Here is an 18,548-nt window from a genome sequence, read left to right as displayed (position 1 = left end):
TTGGTTTTCTCTTTTTCTTTAGATAAAATCGAAAAAAGAAAGCTTCATTTCAACTCAAATCTAATTGGTTATGAACGAAATTATTTCTTATTTCAGCACTATTCCGTCTTCACACCGGAGTCTTATCTTAATTGGCGGGATTACATTTTTTTTGGTAATAGAAAATACTTTCCCTCTGTTTCAAATGCAATATAGAAAATGGCATCATGCGGGAATCAATATCTTTTTTACCATTACCACTATTATTGTCAATTTTATTCTGGCTTTTATTTTAATAAAAACAGCCCGTTGGACAACCGAAAATAATTTCGGGATATTACAATGGCTTCCTCAAATCCCTATTTGGCTTTATACTATTATTGGTCTGCTTTTATTAGACTTAATTGGCGCTTATTTAGTTCATTTTGTAGAACATAAAATAAAGTTTTTATGGCGTTTTCATATCATTCACCATACGGATACCTGGATTGATACTACAACTGCAAACAGACATCATCCGGGCGAGAGTGTCATTCGTTTTGTGTTTACAACACTTGGCGTATTAATCGTAGGCAGCCCAATGTGGATGGTATTTTTATATCAGTCTTTGTCTGTTATATTTTCGCAATTTAATCATGCTAATATTTCGCTGCCAAATAAACTGGATCTTTTTCTGAGTTATTTTATAGTTTCTCCCAATATGCATAAAGTACATCATCATTATGTACTGCCTTATACCGATAGCAATTATGGTAATATTTTTTCTGTTTGGGACAGGCTTTTCGGTACTTATACCTATTTAGCAAAAGATCAATTAATTTACGGCGTAGATACTCATATGCTTGCCGAAGAAAACAACCAATTGAAAAATTTATTGCAAATTCCGTTTCAAAAATCAAGATCAGCAAAAAACACTAAAAATCAATAAAAAAAATATACCTGGGCGTACCAACTAATTATTTTTTTTATTAATATTGATATATAAAATGAAAATCAATCTATTAATCATTAACCCTCTATTTTGAATTAATTTTCACGAGATGAAAAAGAGTAACCGCAAAGAATTGAATTGGGAACAAACGGAAAGACTTGTTTCGTTAGCCTTAGAAGAAAGAAATCCATTTGAAATCATAAAAAAAGAGTTTGGATTGGAAGAAAAAGAAGTTCTTGAAATAATGAAGAAGAAAATGCCTCTTGAAAAATTTGAGATGTGGAAAAAGAAGGCTATAGCGAATAAACCTAAACCAAAGCCTATTAAAATTGATGATTTTGACGAAGACTTGGATGGTAAATATTATATTAAAAATAAATTTGACTAAGATTTAAAACTCCTGTAAAAGCAGGAGTTTTTTTTTATTTATAACTTTTTACAATGATTTTGTAACTATTTTGTAATTTTCTAGTCTGATAGGTATAACTAAACATAAACAAATGAAAAAAATACTTTACACTTTAGCTCTTGCAGTAACGCTTTGGAGCTGTAAAACAGGAAGTTCTTCAGTTTCTGAAAAAAATGTCGTAGACGTTAACATCAATCTTGTTGATGTAAAAGACGATAAAGTTTTGGTAACTGTAACGCCTCCTGCAATTAAAACAGATGAAATTATCTACAGTATTCCAAAAACAGTTCCAGGAACTTATTCTACTGATAACTACGGAAAATACTCAGAGGATTTTAAAGCTTATGATGCTAAAGGAAATGCATTAACTGTAACCAGACTTGGTGATAATTCATGGTCGATTGCTAATGCTAAAACGCTTAAAAAAATTACTTATTTAGTTAATGATACTTTTGACACTGAAAAAGGTACCGGATTTGGTAATGATGATGTTTTCTCACCTGCAGGAACAAACATTAAAGCCGGAGAAAATTTCTTAGTAAATACACATGGTTTTGTTGGGTATTTCAAAGACAAACTAGAAATTCCGTACAAAGTTACGATTACACATCCTGAAACACTTTGGGGAGCAACTTCAATGACTGATGAAGATGCAAGCAAAACAAGCGATGTTTTTACAACGACTCGTTATGGTGTATTAGTTGAAAATCCAATCATGTATTCTAAACCAGATTACACTACTTTCAACGTTAACGGAATGGATATTTTAATTGCTGTTTATTCTCCAACAGGAAAATTTACTGCTGAAAGTATTACTCCTGAAATGAAAACAATGATGACAGCTCAGAAAAACTTTTTAGGTAAAGTAAATGCTAATAAAAAGTATACTGTATTATTGTATTTGTCTAGCATGGCAAAAGACGATGCACACGGATTTGGAGCTTTAGAACATCCAACTGCTACTACAGTTGTACTTCCTGAATCTATGCCAAAAGAAAGATTAGTAGAATCAATGAAAGATGTTGTTTCTCATGAGTTTTTCCACATTGTAACTCCATTGACAGTTCACTCAAAAGAAATCCAGTATTTTGATTATAATGACCCAAAAATGTCTGAACATTTATGGATGTACGAAGGTGTAACAGAATATTTTGCAAATCTTTTCCAAATCAACCAGGGTTTAATTAATGAAGGAGAATTCTATACTAGAATTGCAGATAAAATTGAGCAGGCAAAAAAATTAGATGATACAATGTCATTTACTAAAATGAGTGCTAATGTTTTAGAACAACCCTATAAAGATCAATACTTAAACGTGTACCAAAAAGGAGCGCTGATTGGAATGTGTATTGATATTATCATTAGAGAAAAAAGCAACGGAGAAAGAGGAATTCTTGATTTAATGCACAAATTATCAACTGAATATGGTGTTGAAAAACCATTCAACGATAATGAATTATTTGCTAAAATCACACAATTGACTTATCCTGAAGTTGGTGATTTCTTAAACAAATATGTAGCGGGAACAACTCCAATTCCTTATGATTTTTATTTGGCTAAAGTTGGTGTAACAAAAGCAATGGAGAAAAAAACCGGAGCTGTTTTCTTAAAAGGACAAACGCCTTATATCAAAATTGATAAGCAGACAAAAGAAATCGCAGTTCGTCCTGATGTTGAACTAAACGATTTCTTCAAAAACTTAAACTTAAAAGGAGGCGATATTATTTTAGCAGTAAATAACAAAGCTTATTCTTTAGAAAACATTTACGAACTTATTGGTGCAAGTGAAAACTGGAAAGAAAATGATCCAATTACTTTAAAAATAAAACGTGATGGTAAAGAAGAAACTACAAAGGGAACTGTAAAACTACCATTTGAAGAAACTGAAACTTTTAAAGCAACTGATGCTTCAAAAGAGAAACTTAAAAATGCATGGTTAAAAGGATAATTTCTTTTAAACCCATAAAAAAACCGACAAGCGATTGTCGGTTTTTTTGTTTTCTGTCATTGCGAGGAACGAAGCAATCTCATCTCGTATATCTATTTTAATTATATCTTATTATAGTGCGGTTGCTTCGTTCCTCGCAATGACATTACTTTGTGTATTTGATTTATTTATTTCTTAACCGGAAACTTCCAGGCAAACTCATCTTTATCATTGATAATTGCACCAATCTCAAATTTTACAACCTCATCAAATTCAGTTTGAAGAATAAACCAATTGTCTTCGTTGAAGTAATTTTCGAAAGTATCAAAAGTTTCCTGAGTGTATTTTGTAATTCCTTTTGCGGCAAAATCTTTCTTTACATCAGCAATTTTTCTTCCGATTATTTTGAATCCGAAAACTTCCAAATCATTGCTTGAAGCTACTAAATATCCTAATTTAAGTTCTTCTTCTTCATAAAATGTCAATCTGATTTTATGTACATTGTATACAAAAATTACATTGTCATCTTCATCTTTATAGTTTTTATCAGGTTTTCCTAAAACAGCTGTAACATCATTCTGCTTCATTCCAAAAAGCAGTTTATCAATTCCTGATTTTAAATTTATTTTCATATAGATTGTCTTTATTTGAAGTGCAAATTTCGTGAAGTTTTTTTGTTGTTCCGCCACGAATTACGCAAATTTTCTTGAATTTTAATTTTGTTTCCTTATCAGGCTAATCTATCCTTTCTGTCAGGCTGAGGGAAGTCGAAGCCCGTTTTGTTTGTTTTTGCCACGAATTGCACGAATTTTCACGAATTTCATTTTGTTCTTTGTCTGGCTGAGCCACCCTTTCTGTCAGGCTGAGCGAAGTCGAAGCCCTTTTACGTTTATTTTTTTGCCACGAATTACACGAATTTTCACGAATTTAAATTCCTTTCCTTGTCTGGCTTAACTTATCTTTTCTGTCAGGCTGAGCGAAGTCGAAGCCCGTTTTCGTCGTAAAAGCCCTTCGACTTCGCTCAGGGTGACATTAGATTAAATAAACATCAGTGTAAACCCGTTTCACCAGTAAAATCCGTGGTCCATTTTAATTCTGATAATTCTTTTTATTCGGTTTTGCACTCATGTAAAAAGTAATTTTACCACCATTAATAACATCTGCATGTTTCAGGAAAGGTCTTGAAATTTCTTTTCCATTCAGCAAAACTTTACTCACAAATACATTTTTATCCGATTGATTTACGGTTTCAACTTCAAAGTTTTTCCCGTTTTCTAAATTGAAAACAGCTTTTTTAACCAGCGGACTTCCCAATGCATATTCATCAGAACCCGGAGCAACAGGATAAAATCCTAAACTGCTGAAAATATACCAGGCACTCATTTGTCCGAAATCGTCATTTCCGCCTAAACCATCTGCGCCATTTCGGTACATTTTTTTAAGAATCATTCTGATTTTATCTTGTGATTTCCAAGGTGAATCTGTCCAGTTATACAAATAAACTACGTGATGTGAAGGTTCATTTCCGTGAACATAATTTCCAATGATTCCGTCTCTTGTAATATCTTCTGTGTTTTCAAAATATTTATCCGGTAAATGCATATTAAACAATGAATCTAAACGAACTTTAAACTTTTCATTTCCACCCATCATTTTAATCATATCAGCAGGATCTTGCGGAACGTATAAACTATAATTCCATGAATTTCCTTCGATAAAACCTTGTCCGTGTGTATCAAGCGGATCAAATTCTTTTTTGAAAGTCCCGTCGTTTAATTTAGGACGCATAAAACCTGTTTTTTCATCATAAACATTTTTATAATTCTTTGATCTTTCGATGAATTCATTATAGATATCTATTTTTCCTAATTTCTTCGCTGCCTGCGCAATTGCCCAGTCATCATAAGCATATTCTAAAGTTTTCGAAACTGATGAACCATTTTTATCTTCAGGAACATAGCCTTTCTTTATATAAAATTCTAAGCCATCATAGTAAGGCACTTTTGCAGTATTAACACAAGCTTGAAGCGCTTTTTCTGCATCAAAACTAGTATTCCCTTTTACAATTGCATCTGCCACAACAGAAACCGAATGATACCCAATCATACACCAATTTTCATTCGCATAATGCGACCAGATTGGAAGCATTTTATGCACACTTTGATCTGAATGCGCCAGCATTGAACTTACCATATCCGAGTTTCTTTTCGGCTGCACAATATTGAATAACGGGTGCAAAGCTCTATAAGTATCCCAAAGTGAATAACTGGTGTAATTTGTAAAGTTTTCTGCTTTGTGAACATTCATATCAAGACCTTTGTAATTTCGATCTAAGTCCATGTATTCTGTTGGCCCTAAAAAAGCGTGATACATTGCCGTGTAAAAATTAACCAAATCTTCTTTTTGAATCGTTTCAACCTGAACTTTATTTAGCTCTTTATTCCAGACTTCCTGACTTTGTTTTTTAACTTTTTCAAAATCCCAGCCCGGAATTTCTTTTTTCATGTTTTCTAAAGCTCCAGCAGAACTTACAGGCGATAAAGCCATTTTAATTTTGATTTTTTCGCCTTCGTTTGTATCAAAATCAAAGAACAATTTTAAGTTTTGTCCTGCCATTTCAGGGAAATTTTTCGTTTGGTCAAATCTTCCCCAAAAACCTCTGTAAACACTTTTTTCCTGAGCGGCCTGTCCGTAACTTTTGATTGGTTTACTAAAAGACATAGCAAAATAAACAGTTCTTGTTCTCGCCCAGCCGTTTGTCTGGCGATATCCTGTAATTAAAGTATCGTTTTCTACTCGTACAAAAGTCCAGACATTCTTTTTATCATAATTGTAAATTCCCGAAGTCAGATCCAGAATAATATGCGCTTCATCTGATTTTGGAAAAGTATATTGATGCATTCCTACTCTTGTTGTTGCAGTCAATTCAGCTTTAATATTATGATCTTCCAGAAGAACGCTGTAATACGCAGGTTCTGCTTTTTCTGTCGAATGTGAAAATGCAGATCTGTAGCCTGATAAAGGTTTTGAAGCAACACCGGGATTCAATTGCAATTTTCCGGTTGTTGGCATAATTAGAAAATCTCCTAAATCAGAATGACCTGTTCCGCTAAAATGCGTGTGGCTGAAACCTACAATCGTTTTGTCTTCATATTGATATCCTGCGCAATATTTATAAACTTCTCCATTGTATTTTCCGTTTAAGCTGTACGCAATGGTATCGGTTTCCGGGCTTAATTGCATGCTCCCAAACGGAACTGTTGCTCCCGGATAGGTATGTCCCATTTTTGCTGTTCCAATCATTGGATCAACATATTGAATCAAATTTTTAAGGTTGTTTTCTTTTTTCTGAGCATTTGTATTTGCTGTAAAAGCAAACATTAAAATTCCAAATGCAATAATAAAAGCAGGTTTTTGTAGAATATTCATTGGGCAATTTTCTGTAATTGTTTCGTTCAGAAAATTACGATAATTTATACTTTTAAAAAATTTAAATTTAAAATATAAATATAACAACCAAGCCTAGTGGCTGTTTTTATATTGTCCATTCTTTTAAACCGGATTAAAATCCGGCCCTACAATATGAATCGAGCCTAACGGCTCTTTTTAAAGCTTACGCTTTAGATTTTCTTTCACCTCATCAAACCATTCGTTTTTTAGAATACTTAAAACGATAGAATCACGACGAACATTTCCGTCTCGTGTTGGCATATTGCTTCTTAAAACACCTTCGACTTTACAGCCAATGCTTTTCATTGCGGCGATGCTTCTTTCGTTATTATTATCGGCACGAAATTCTACTCGCTCCATTCCAAGTGTTTCAAAAGCGAATTGAAGTAATAAAAATTTGCAGTGTTTGTTTAGTCCGGTTCCTCTAAAAGCTGATCCGTACCACGTATAACCTAATTGTAAAGTTTTGAAATCAAGTTTGATATCATAAAAACGAGTTGAACCAGCATATTTTTGAGATTTCTTATCGAAAACAATAAAGGGAAATTCTTTTTTATCTTCTCTTTCTTTTATTGCCAATTGTATGTAGTTGATCAAATTGTCTTTTCCTTCAGCACCAACTAAAGAATATTTCCAGGTTTCTGGTTCGTTGAGAGAAATTTCCAGTAAATTTTCTACATCTGATTCCTGAATAGGACGTAATAAAACGAAGTCGTCTTCTAAAATTATATTATCTGTGAAATTGAAATTTGATGTTTGGTTCATTGGTTTATTTCGATTAGTTAAATATTTCCAGACATTCTTTGAGTAAAAATGTAGTCCCTACGGGACAATGTGAAACTTGTAAATACATCATGGCTACCGATGTTTAATCTCTACGAGATATTTACTTTGAAAATTTTACTCCACTAGAATAAAATATCGGCAATAAAAAATATCTACTTTAAATCTCTACGAGATATTTACTTTTAATATCTTTCTGCTTAAAATATTGGTAATAACAAATATAAAACTACCCATATTTAATATCTACCGCATATTAATTGCTTAGGCTTACTCCGTCAGGAGTATAATATCGGTAGAAAAACAATACCCCCGAGAACAAATGTCCCATAGGGACTATACATTTAAAATTATTTATGAAATATTCACAAAAAAACTACTCACTCATTTCATCATAACGTTCCGGAACCTGCGGATCGTAAAGCGGACATTTGAATTCTGCCATCAAGTCTACTAACTGATTCATGGTTTTTCCTTCGGTTCCATAACAATCAATTTTAATACTTTGGGGAGTGGTAATAACCTGAAACGCTCCTTTTCCTGCATTATTTTTCCAACTGTTTTCATCAACTCTTTCCCATTTTGAAAAAACAGAATTGATACGATTGATAATTACCTCAACAGGAAGTTTTTCAAGGCCGTCAACTTCTTCTTTTTCAACAAGAGCTTCGTAAACCTCATGATGGTTCAGGTAAATTTCGTCTAAGTATCTCCAAAAAAGCAGTTCGTACATAATGAGGTGTATGTTTTTAAACCATATAAGTGATATAAGAAAATATAAATGAATTTCATTGTTTACCAATTGGAAAGGGCTTCGACTTCGCTCAGCCTGACAATCAATTCTGCTCAGTTTAAAATGAACTTATATTACTTATATGGTGAATAAAATTTAATATTCGAATGTTCCGTATTCGCTGGTGATCGTTAGTTTTTTAGCATCGGCTGCTTCTACTCTACCTACGATTTGGGCATCAACATTGAATGATTTTGAAATTTCAATAATATCCTGTGCAATGTTTTCAGGAACATAAAGTTCCATACGATGACCACAGTTAAAAACCTGATACATTTCTTTCCAGTCGGTTTTTGATTGTTCCTGAATTAACTTGAACAATGGCGGAACCGGAAATAAATTATCTTTTATAATGTGTAAATTTTGAACGAAATGTAAAATTTTAGTCTGTGCGCCTCCGCTGCAATGCACCATTCCGTGAATCTCGTTTGGAGTATATTTATCTAAAATTTTCTTGATAATTGGTGCGTAAGTTCTCGTTGGAGAAAGTACTAACTGACCTGCGTTTATTGGACTGTTTTCAACTTCATCAGTTAAATTAACCTGACCAGAATAAATTAATTCTTCCGGAACAGCTGCATCGTAACTTTCAGGGTATTTTTTAGCAAGATATTTTCCGAAAACGTCATGACGGGCAGAAGTTAATCCGTTACTTCCCATTCCTCCGTTATATCCTTTTTCGTAAGTTGCCTGTCCAAAAGAAGCCAAACCAACAATTATGTCTCCAGCTTTAATATTTGCATTGTCTACCACATCAGCACGTTTCATACGAGCCGTAACAGTTGAGTCAACAATGATGGTACGAACAACATCTCCAACATCGGCAGTTTCGCCTCCAGTTGAATGAATCGTTACGCCAAAAGATTTTAGTTCGTTGATTAATTCTTCCGTTCCGTTGATGATTGCAGAAATAACATCAGCCGGAATTAAGTTTTTATTTCTTCCAATGGTTGAAGAAAGTAAAATATTATCGGTTGCGCCAACACATAATAAATCGTCAATATTCATGATTAATGCATCCTGAGCGATTCCTTTCCAAACCGAAAGATCTCCGGTTTCTTTCCAGTACATATAGGCCAAAGATGATTTTGTACCCGCCCCGTCGGCATGCATAATTAAGCAGTGGTCGTTGTCCTGAGTTAAATAATCTGGGACAATTTTACAGAATGCCTGCGGAAATAAACCTTTGTCAATATTTTTTATAGCGTTATGTACGTCTTCTTTTGATGCCGAAACACCTCTTTGTGCATATCTTTTGCTAGAATCTGAACTCATGAAAATTAGTTTGTGTTGATGTGGTGCAAAGATAATCCCTTTTTTTAATTCTTTAGGTATTCAGGTATATAGGATTCAAAAAAAGTTTTGCCACGAATTACACGAATTTTCACGAATCTTTTTTTCTTAAAAAACAAAAATCATCCTTGTAGGATGATTTTTGAAAAATAAAATTCGTGAAAATTCGTGTAATTCGTGGCGAAAAAAATTATTTAGTAAACAATAATTCTCTGTATTTTGTTAATGTCCAGCTTTCGTCATCAACTAAAAGCTCTAATTTATCACAGTGATTACGAATGTCTTCAAAATATGGTTTTACAGTATTGCAATATGCTTCGGCCATTTTTTGACCATCCGTTAACTGATTTGCCTTTTTTCTTTCATTGGTCATTGCCAAAACTTTAGAATTGATTCCTTCAATATGACCAGAAATTTCTTTGATCAAAGTGATTTGCTCTTTTGCAATAGTTTCAAATTCTTTTCCGAAGATTTCTTTTAAACCTTTTACATTTTCAATTAATGTATTTTGGTAACGAATTGCAGTTGGAATTACGTGATTTCTCGCAATATCTCCTAAAACCCTTCCTTCAATCTGGATTTTTTTAGTGTATTCTTCTAATTCAATTTCGTAACGCGCTTCGGCTTCAACGTGGTTAAAGATTCCCAATTCAGCAAATAAATCTAATGCTTGTTTAGAAACTTTAGCTTTTATCGCTTCAGGAGTTGTTTTAAAGTTGCTCAAACCTCTTTTTGCAGCTTCTTTTTCCCAAGCTTCGCTGTAACCGTCGCCTTCAAAAAGAATTTTTTTCGATTGTTTGATGTATTCTCTCAAAACATTAAAAATAGCATCGTCCTTTTTCATGTCTTTTGACTCGATCAGGTTCTCTACTTCATTTTTAAAATCTATTAATTGTTTTGCTACAATTGCATTTAAAGTTGTCATTGCGTTTGAACAGTTTGAATTTGAACCAACAGCTCTAAACTCAAATTTATTTCCTGTAAAGGCAAAAGGCGAAGTTCTGTTTCTGTCTGTATTGTCTAATAATACATCCGGAATTTTACCAACAACGTTTAATTTTAAATCTGTTTTTTCTTCTGGAGAAAGTTTTCCTGTTGTTACGCTTTCTAATTCAGATAAAACTTTTGTTAACTGTGCTCCAATAAAAACAGACATAATTGCCGGCGGTGCTTCATTTGCTCCTAATCTATGATCATTACTTGCTGTTGCTATAGAAGCTCTTAATAAAGTTTCATTATCATTTACCGCTTTTATGGTATTGATAAAGAAAGTCAAAAACTGTAAATTGCTCATTGGCGTTTTACTCGGACTCAATAAGTTAACTCCGGTATCTGTTGCTAATGACCAGTTGTTGTGTTTTCCTGAACCGTTTACTCCTTTAAATGGTTTTTCGTGAAATAATACTTTAAAATCATGACGCTCTGCCACTCTCTGCATTACATCCATTAATAAAGAGTTATGGTCTACGGCCAGATTGGTTTCTTCAAAAATTGGTGCCAACTCAAACTGATTTGGCGCTACTTCGTTATGACGCGTTTTTACCGGAATTCCCAATAACATACATTCCTGCTCTAAATCTCTCATATAAGTAAGAGCACGAGTTGGAATAGATCCGAAATAGTGATCGTCTAACTGCTGTCCTTTTGCAGATGTATGCCCTAATAATGTTCTTCCTGTCATTACTAAATCCGGACGTGAATTTGCCAAAGCTTTATCAATAAGGAAATATTCTTGTTCCCATCCTAAAGTTGCCGTTACTTTTTTTACGTTTTTATCAAAATACTTACAAACTTCTGTAGCCGCTTCGTCAATTGCAGAAAGTGCTCTTAATAAAGGTATTTTATTATCTAAGGCTTCACCTGTATACGCGATAAAAACGGTTGGGATACATAAAGTTGTACCATATATAAAGGCTGGCGAAGTTGGATCCCAGGCTGTATATCCTCTTGCTTCAAATGTATTTCTGATTCCGCCGTTAGGAAAACTTGACGCATCTGGTTCTTGCTGTACTAATTGTGCGCCGCCAAATTTCTCTACAGGATCACTTCCATCATATGATGTTTCAAAAAAAGCATCATGTTTTTCTGCAGTAGTTCCTGTTAATGGCTGAAACCAGTGCGTATAATGCGTAACTCCTTTTGCTAATGCCCATTCCTTCATTCCCATGGCGATATAATCTGCCAGTTTACGTTCTATTTTCGTTCCGTGTTGAATGGCATCTCTTACTCCTTTTAAAGCATCTGAAGTTAAAAACTGCTTCATTGCTTTCTCATTAAACACATTTGATCCAAAAAGATTCGATTTCTTATCAATTTCTTCAAAGTGTACCGGCTTTCTTGTAGAAGCTTCTTGTAAAGCTTGGAAACGTAATGTTGACATGTATATAATTTTAAAATTCGTAATAATTTTCACTAAAAAAATGAGCAACAAATATAAACAATAAAAGCCCCTTTTTTAAACTTATAATTGAGAATTTTATAAGCAGAATTTTCAACGTATGAAGCCTTTTTTAAAGAATAGTGATTATGTTGTAAAGAAATATAACAAAAAAGCTCAGTATTATTCATTAAATAAACATTTTTTCATAATTTCTTAACCCTAAAATTCAAAAAGTTACCCTTATTTTTACGAATTTATTTTTTTTAAGTATTTAAAATTGCTTTTTTTAGAATATACCCCTATCAAAATTGCGCTTCTCAAAAAAATTATACTTCGCTCAACAAAATAGCCCCCTAATTTTTAGGACTAAAAAAATAAATCTATATTTGACCCAGCGAAAAAACAAAAAAAATAAATTTATATTATTATGGCTAAAATTAAGTTAGAGTACATTTGGTTAGATGGATACGAACCAACTCAAAATCTTAGAAGTAAAACTAAAGTTGAAGAACACGAAAATTTCAAAGGAACATTAGAAGAACTTGGAAATTGGTCATTTGATGGTTCGTCAACAAAACAAGCTGAAGGTGGTTCATCTGACTGTTTGTTAGTTCCTGTTGCAATTTATCCAGATCCAACTCGTATTAACGGATATTTAGTAATGTCTGAAGTTATGTACGCTGATGGAACTCCACACCCTTCTAACGGTAGAGCTACTATTGATGATGAGGATGATGATTTCTGGTTTGGATTCGAACAAGAATATTTCATCATGGATACTAAAACTTTATTGCCATTAGGTTTCCCTGTTGGAGGTTATCCTGCTCCACAAGGTATGTACTACTGCTCTGTAGGTGGAAAAAACACTCACGGAAGAAAATTAGTAGAAGAACATGCTGATTTATGTATCGCTGCCGGAATTAACTTTGAAGGTATTAACCAAGAGGTTGCTTGCGGACAATGGGAATTCCAATTATTCGCTAAAGGTGCTAAAAAAGCCGGAGACGAAATTTGGGTTGCTCGTTACTTATTAGATCGTTTGACTGAGAAATATGGTTACTATATTGAGTATCACCCAAAACCTCTGGGAGATACTGACTGGAATGGTTCTGGAATGCATGCTAACTTCTCTAACGAGGTGTTAAGAACATGTGGAGACCAAGCTACTTACGAAAGAATTTGTGAGGCTTTCCGTCCTGTTACTGCTGAGCACATCGCGGTTTACGGAGCTTACAATGACCAACGTTTAACTGGTAAACACGAAACTGCTTCTATTCACGATTTCTCTTATGGAGTTTCAGACAGAGGATGTTCTATCAGAATTCCTTTAATGACTGTTCAAAAAGGATGGAAAGGTTGGTTAGAAGACAGAAGACCAGCTTCAAACGGAGATCCATACAAAATTGCTGCAAGAATTATCAAAACTGTTAAATCAGCACTATAATTCAAATCTTAGAATATATTCTAAAAGTGCCATCGTAATTGTTGGCACTTTTTTTTTTCATTGTGAGGAATGAAGCAATAACACTAAGAAAAATCTGCAAAGTTTACAAAACTTATGTAATGGCACACAGATGACGCTGGTTTAAACAGGTTTTTTTATTCCTAACAAATGCACACACAGTTTGTCATTCCGAGGAACGAGGAATCTCCACAAGCAGCTCTACAAAGATTGGCGATTGTCAAGGCGGAGTTTCTTACGAAGATTCCTCGTTCCTCGGAATGACAAGATTGCGCTAAACTTTGTCAAAGTTTAAAACTTTGACAAAGTTCTAATAAACCACAACTGTCAGTTCGAGCGAAGTCGAGAACCTTCTCACCTTCTACATCTAACATCTCACAAAATTGCTTAATTTTAAAAGTACCTTTCTTATAAATAATTTTTAATTTAAACTTCAAAACTTATCTTTGTAATTCATTTAAAAAAACCATCATGATAGTCTGGACTCTCTTTTTACTGGCCGTAATTTTTATTCTTGCTTTAGATTTAGGTGTATTCAATAAAACACCACATATTATCAGCACCAAAGAAGCCAGTAAATGGACCTTGATTTGGGTTACTTTATCCTTTTTGTTTTCAGGCGTTATCTATTGGCTTTACACGACAGATTATATTGCAAATCCCGACGGATTAAAGCCTGCCGTGGCTTCAATGAAGTTTATTACGGGTTATTTAATCGAATTGTCTTTAAGCGTTGACAACATATTTGTAATTGCCATTATTTTTGCTTCTTTTAAAATTCCGCAAAAATACCAGCACCGTGTTTTATTCTGGGGAATTTTAGGCGCGATTATTTTTCGTGGTTTAATGATTTTCTTTGGCGTTATGCTGATTAATAAATTTACGTGGACAACTTATGTTTTTGGAGGATTCTTAGTATTTACAGCTATAAAAATGTTGTTTTCTGGAGAAGATGAAGATTTTAATCCTAAGGATTCTTTTGTATACAAAACTTTAGGAAAAATTATCCCGATTACTTCACATATGGAGGATGAGAAATTTTTCATTTTAACCGAAAAAGGAAAAAAAGCTGCAACGCCACTTTTTGTTGCTTTGATTGTAATTGAAGTTATGGACGTTTTATTTGCTGTTGACAGCGTTCCTGCGATTTTAGCGATTACTTCTGATCCGTTTTTAGTATTTAGTTCTAATATTTTTGCCATTTTAGGTTTACGTTCTATGTATTTCTTCCTGGCAAATATGCTGGCAAAATTCAGTTTCTTAGAATACAGCTTAGTTGCTATTTTAGCATTCGTAGGTTTAAAAATGCTTCTTCACGAATGGATTCACGTTCCAGAATGGGCTTCGTTAGGATTTATTGCACTTTCGCTTTTAGTTGGAATTTTGGTTTCACTTAAATTTGGAAAAGAAAAAGAACTTACTGATTCTGATTTGTAATATCATTTCAAACATATATTCATAAAAAAAGGAAATCTTTCGACTTCCTTTTTTTATTTTTTCATTTTAGCCAAAAGTTAAATTATAAGATAAATATTATATTTTAACTTTTAAAAATAAGATATTACATATTTAAAGTCTACTTTTATCTCATTATAAACCATAAATTTTTATCATGAGAAAAAATTACATTTACGCCATTTTTGTTTTCTTATTAGCCTTTACTTCATTTGGGCAAAAAGTTACGCTCACGCCGACTACAGTAAACGGTCAAAGCGTTAGCGGAGGACCAATTAATTTAGGCGGCACGCCAAATTCAACTGTAGGATTAGGAGTTACAGTCGAAATGCCTACAATACCAGGAAATAGTGGAACAATAACCATTCATTCCATAAATGGTTTAAACGACAACATTGTTTCTGGAGGAAACGGAGGAGCCTTATTTTTTGGTGAAGGAAAATCTGCATCCCGTAGTTTTGTTGTAAACTTACTTTGGAGTTCTTTTGCTACTTCTGGCAGCTATATTTATGCCGAATATAAAACCAGCGGGAGTGTTGTATATAAAAGCACTTATCTTGCTGTTACTAAAAATGCTACACAAGGCGGTGGAACTGCTCAACCACCTGCGGATGCTCCTGACCCATCTAAAATCCCTAATACTTTATGTTGTAATCAAACAGTTAGATTAGGAGATAAACCAGCTCCGATAACAGGATCACAATATTTAGATCCTTATAAAGGACAACAGTGGGCCGTTGGTTCTTCATGGGAAGTAAGTGGAAATCCTACAGTTAGTATTTTAAATTTAGATGATGTAAATAAAGTTTTAACTCTTGACTATGTAGAACAGCCCGGAAATTTTACAGTAGTTAGAAGCTTAGGTTCTACTAGCCAACTTAACAAACCTTATAAAAGCAATGCAGCAACTATTACTGTTGTCCCTTCGCCAATTCTTACAAATGAAATTTCTATAGATGCTCCAGTAAATTCTAATGGTTTTGTAGAAATAATAAATACCAATGATCCAAAACGCATAAACGGTACTAGATATACAAGTCTAGTAAACTTAACTATTTTACAAGACCCTTTTCACACTTCTCAAAGAGGTGATAGTTTCACAAATATTGAAAGATTTGAATGGGAATACACCAAAACAAATAGTGTATTAGGAGGAACTAAGAATTGGGTACCAATAAATGGAGAAAATAATTATTTTCTAGAATCTTTTAATCCTTCAGATATTTCTACTACAGAAGACAATCATTATTTATTAAGAAGAATTGCTATTTATCAAAATATAAAAAGGGTAAGTAATACCTTAAAACTAGTATTAAGAACTATTCGCAATAATAATACAATTTGTTGCGATCAAACTCTTATAATATCAGCTTCAAATACTATTGATACCCCAAGTCTTATTGTTGGTTCAGATGCAACTCCCGAAGCAGGGTATTTAAAATATCAATGGCAAAGTCAATCTATTGATTACAATAATGGAGGAAAAATTAGCCCTTGGTCAAATATTGCTGGAGCCACATCAAAAGATTATTTACCTCCTGCTCTTCAACTTGTTTCAAACGATCGCAGAGGAGAAACTACTTGGACAACTCCTGTAACATATAATTATAGACGTGTAACTGAACCACAATATTATAATGGCAAATATTCTTATAGTAATGAGATAAATTTATCTGGACTAAGTTATAAAAATACTCCCACTATAAAAGTTTACCCAAATCCTGCCACTTCGATTATAAACATAGAAAACACAAGTACAAGATCGTACAATGGAAATACTTTAAGTAATTCTATAATCACCATTGTAAATATTATGGGAGTTCCTGTAATTTCAAATAATTTTTCAATTATAAATGCTAATTTAGTAAGTGTGGACGTTTCAAACTTATCTATAGGAAATTATTTCATAAACATTAAATCCGCAGACGGAGAAACAACTCAAAAGTTTACATTTATTAAAAATTAAATCTTAAAATAAAAAAAGGAAATCTTACGATTTCCTTTTTTTTTATGCTTGATTACAAATTAATTTAATCTTTTCACATTAGTGTCATCAATGCCATATTTCTTAATAACTGCATAATAATCTGAGTAATCAGGTTTTTTAGTTGATTTATCTGTAAAAGTACCCGGAACAATTACAATTCTAAAAGTTTGATTATCTAATAAATCTGGTGTAGTAGCTTCATCATAATTTCCAGCTGCATAAATTTTATAATCTTCTCTACTAAAATCATAATCGTAATCTAACTCTCTATTATTAGACAAATAAATTGTTCTCGGAATTAACTGCCAAATAGGTGTATTTGCATCTATTGTTCCAGCAAGTCTGTAAATTAAAACGGTATCAGCATCGGCTAACAATGGATTAAAGTTTCCAGAAATATTATACCCATCAGTAGCATTAAAGCCAAAGTCAGCGTTAAAAATTTCAAAAACCTCGTTTACATTTCTTCCTGGAGGTCCTTCAGGTCCTTGATCTCCTTCACAACTAGAAAATGCAAACAACCCAACAACTGCGAATAACGTAAGTATCTTTTTCATAATATATATATTTTTTTAAGTTTATAAAAGCATTCCAAAAACCAAACCAAAAATTTTGTTAAACCGGTTTCGGAATGAAATTTTATATTATTTTTTCACAACACCCTGATTCTTAAACAAGATCTTGCTAAAAAATAATACATGGTAAGGTAGTGAATTTTCCCAATATTCCCAAGTATGTGCACCCGGACGTTCGGTATAATCGTGTTCTACCTTATTATAAACTAATCGGCGGTGTAATTCTCTGTTGGGTTCGATGAGAAAATCATCAACTCCGCAGTCAATAATTAAAGGCAATTTGTTTGCTTTTATTTTATCCAGCATTCCCATAACGGCGTGCTGCGCATATAATTCAGAATTATCACTTCTGTCTCCAAAAACAGGCTGCATTAATTTTATTACCTGCGCCGAAGATTCACGATTAAGCATTGTACTCATATCTACTGCCCCGCTCATACTTCCGGCAGCGCAAAACAAATCAGGATGTCTGGCAGAAAGATACAAAGCACCGTGTCCGCCCATCGAAAGTCCGGTAATAACTCTTCCGGTTCTGTTGTTAATTGTTCGATAGGTATTATCTACTTTTTGAATTACTTCCTGCATAATAAAAGTTTCAAACTGACTTTCTTTATTTACAGGACTGTCCAGATAAAAACTAAACGTTTCACCTTCGGGCATTACAATAATTAAATTATATTGATCAGATAAATTCTGAACCAGTTTTTTATTTGGAGTATTTTTTAACCAGTCACTAAAATGTCCGTATGCTCCGTGCAGTAAATACATTACCGGAAACGCGGTTTTGCTTTTTGCATACGAATTTGGTAAAACTACAGCCGCCTTATAGGTTTTGCTCATGGCGGTACTTGCAATTTGTAAAGTATCTACTTTTGCTGCATATGACATTGACGAAACACACAGAAAAACAAAGAATACTAAAATTTTAAGGTTTTTCATTTTGATAGTTTTTTTGATTAAAGGAGTGTAAATATACCTTTTTTCTGAACAAACTAAATGAAAAATCCGACCAGCTTTTAACTAGTCGGATCTAATATTTTTGTCACTCCCGATAGCTATCGGGATAAAATGATTCTATGGATTATTTTCTCTGAAAAATTGGTTTGCCACGAATTACACGAATT

Annotated in this window: 14 protein-coding genes; 6 read left to right on the top strand and 8 right to left on the bottom strand. The window is 33.3% G+C overall.

Annotation, left to right across the window (positions count from 1 at the left end):
• The first annotated feature begins 70 nt into the window (after window positions 1-70).
• From APR43_RS19595 to APR43_RS19585, 3 genes are all read left to right on the top strand, one after another.
• Complete coding sequence (locus tag APR43_RS19595; RefSeq protein WP_053474099.1) at window positions 71-907, top strand: sterol desaturase family protein; 837 nt, start codon at window positions 71-73, stop codon at window positions 905-907.
• A gap of 112 nt (window positions 908-1,019) precedes the next feature.
• Window positions 1,020-1,298, top strand: coding sequence for a DUF2805 domain-containing protein (locus APR43_RS19590; protein ID WP_053474100.1), 279 nt, complete (start codon window positions 1,020-1,022; stop codon window positions 1,296-1,298).
• A gap of 112 nt (window positions 1,299-1,410) precedes the next feature.
• Window positions 1,411-3,267, top strand: coding sequence for a peptidase M61 (locus APR43_RS19585; RefSeq protein WP_053474101.1), 1,857 nt, complete (start codon window positions 1,411-1,413; stop codon window positions 3,265-3,267).
• A gap of 167 nt (window positions 3,268-3,434) precedes the next feature.
• Here APR43_RS19585 and APR43_RS19580 read toward each other — a convergent pair whose 3' ends face one another.
• The 6 genes from APR43_RS19580 to APR43_RS19555 form a co-directional block, all read right to left on the bottom strand.
• Window positions 3,435-3,878 carry a hypothetical protein gene (locus APR43_RS19580; RefSeq protein WP_053474102.1) on the bottom strand — a complete coding sequence of 148 codons (444 nt, stop codon included), beginning with the start codon at window positions 3,876-3,878 and terminating at the stop codon, window positions 3,435-3,437.
• Between the two features lie 457 nt (window positions 3,879-4,335).
• The gene (locus APR43_RS19575; RefSeq protein ID WP_082356483.1) at window positions 4,336-6,675 is read right to left on the bottom strand and encodes a GH92 family glycosyl hydrolase; all 2,340 of its coding nucleotides are present in this window, start codon (window positions 6,673-6,675) and stop codon (window positions 4,336-4,338) included.
• A 177-nt stretch (window positions 6,676-6,852) separates the two neighbouring features.
• Window positions 6,853-7,461, bottom strand: coding sequence for a GNAT family N-acetyltransferase (locus APR43_RS19570; RefSeq protein ID WP_053474103.1), 609 nt, complete (start codon window positions 7,459-7,461; stop codon window positions 6,853-6,855).
• A gap of 394 nt (window positions 7,462-7,855) precedes the next feature.
• A complete protein-coding gene (locus APR43_RS19565) occupies window positions 7,856-8,212 on the bottom strand; it encodes a hypothetical protein (RefSeq protein ID WP_053474104.1) in 357 nt (118 codons plus the stop codon).
• Window positions 8,213-8,368: 156 nt separating this feature from the next.
• Window positions 8,369-9,547 (bottom strand): AIR synthase related protein, encoded by a 1,179-nt coding sequence (locus tag APR43_RS19560; RefSeq protein ID WP_053474105.1) that lies wholly within the window; start codon window positions 9,545-9,547, stop codon window positions 8,369-8,371.
• A 208-nt stretch (window positions 9,548-9,755) separates the two neighbouring features.
• Window positions 9,756-11,945 (bottom strand): glutamine synthetase III, encoded by a 2,190-nt coding sequence (locus tag APR43_RS19555; protein ID WP_053474106.1) that lies wholly within the window; start codon window positions 11,943-11,945, stop codon window positions 9,756-9,758.
• A gap of 427 nt (window positions 11,946-12,372) precedes the next feature.
• On the opposite strand from APR43_RS19555, the gene APR43_RS19550 reads away from it, so the two are divergent.
• The 3 genes from APR43_RS19550 to APR43_RS19540 all read left to right on the top strand — a co-directional run bounded on the left by APR43_RS19550 (window position 12,373) and on the right by APR43_RS19540 (window position 16,828).
• Entirely contained in the window at window positions 12,373-13,389 is a 1,017-nt protein-coding gene (locus tag APR43_RS19550) for a glutamine synthetase beta-grasp domain-containing protein (protein ID WP_053474107.1), read from the top strand.
• A gap of 489 nt (window positions 13,390-13,878) precedes the next feature.
• The gene (locus tag APR43_RS19545) at window positions 13,879-14,844 is read left to right on the top strand and encodes a TerC family protein (protein ID WP_053474108.1); all 966 of its coding nucleotides are present in this window, start codon (window positions 13,879-13,881) and stop codon (window positions 14,842-14,844) included.
• A gap of 175 nt (window positions 14,845-15,019) precedes the next feature.
• A complete protein-coding gene (locus tag APR43_RS19540; RefSeq protein ID WP_053474109.1) occupies window positions 15,020-16,828 on the top strand; it encodes a T9SS type A sorting domain-containing protein in 1,809 nt (602 codons plus the stop codon).
• 59 nt (window positions 16,829-16,887) lie between these two features.
• On the opposite strand, the gene APR43_RS19535 is transcribed toward APR43_RS19540, so the two are convergent.
• Together APR43_RS19535 and APR43_RS19530 are read right to left on the bottom strand one after the other, a co-directional pair.
• Complete coding sequence (locus APR43_RS19535; RefSeq protein WP_053474110.1) at window positions 16,888-17,406, bottom strand: hypothetical protein; 519 nt, start codon at window positions 17,404-17,406, stop codon at window positions 16,888-16,890.
• Between the two features lie 87 nt (window positions 17,407-17,493).
• Window positions 17,494-18,363 (bottom strand): alpha/beta hydrolase, encoded by an 870-nt coding sequence (locus APR43_RS19530; protein WP_053474111.1) that lies wholly within the window; start codon window positions 18,361-18,363, stop codon window positions 17,494-17,496.
• Window positions 18,364-18,548 lie beyond the last annotated feature (185 nt).

This window comes from Flavobacterium sp. NLM (assembly GCF_002210235.1).
GTDB lineage: Bacteria > Bacteroidota > Bacteroidia > Flavobacteriales > Flavobacteriaceae > Flavobacterium > Flavobacterium panici.
This window is presented reverse-complemented; position numbering and strand designations above follow the sequence as displayed.